Source organism: Lentilactobacillus sp. TOM.63, from assembly GCF_030361045.1.
Taxonomy (GTDB): Bacteria; Bacillota; Bacilli; order Lactobacillales; family Lactobacillaceae; genus Lentilactobacillus; species Lentilactobacillus dabitei.
In genome coordinates, this window is sequence record NZ_JAUCAP010000185.1 from 1 (window position 1) to 527 (window position 527).

Below are 527 nucleotides of genomic sequence, written 5' to 3' on the forward strand. Positions count from 1 at the left end.
ATGAAGGTTAAGGTTAATCCTTGTAGTTTACCGAAGTTTTCCTTAACGGTCATGAAGTCAGCCAACATTTGAGTTGGGTGCCATTCATCGGTCAAACCATTCCATACTGGAACGCCACTGTCTCGGGCAAGAATTTCAGCATCACTTTGTTTGAAACCACGGAATTCGATTCCATCGAACATGCTGCCAAGAACTTTGGCAGTGTCTGAAGTTGATTCCTTCTTACCTAATTGAATGTCGCCTGAACCCAAGTATTCTGGGTGGGCACCAAGGTCAATCGCAGCAGTGGTGAATGCTGAACGAGTACGAGTTGATGACTTTTCGAAGAGTAAGGCAATGTTTTTACCTTCCAAATAGTGGTGCGGAACGCCAGCCTTTTTAAGTGCCTTCAAATGGAGACCAAAGTCGATCAAATATTCGAGTTCGGCTGCTGTGAAGTCTTTTTCAGCTAATACACTGCGGCCTTGAAATACGTTTTGTCTGAAGTCTTTTGTCATAATCGATTCTCCTTGATTAATGATGTTTTT

At 42.9% G+C, this 527-nt stretch carries 1 protein-coding gene; it reads right to left on the reverse strand.

The features are described 5' to 3' along the window. Nucleotides 1-497, reverse strand: a 497-nt coding sequence (locus QUF07_RS14195) for a Rossmann-fold NAD(P)-binding domain-containing protein (RefSeq protein ID WP_502879048.1), incomplete at its 3' end; no start/stop codon positions are given. Between the last annotated feature and the right edge of the window lie 30 nt (nucleotides 498-527).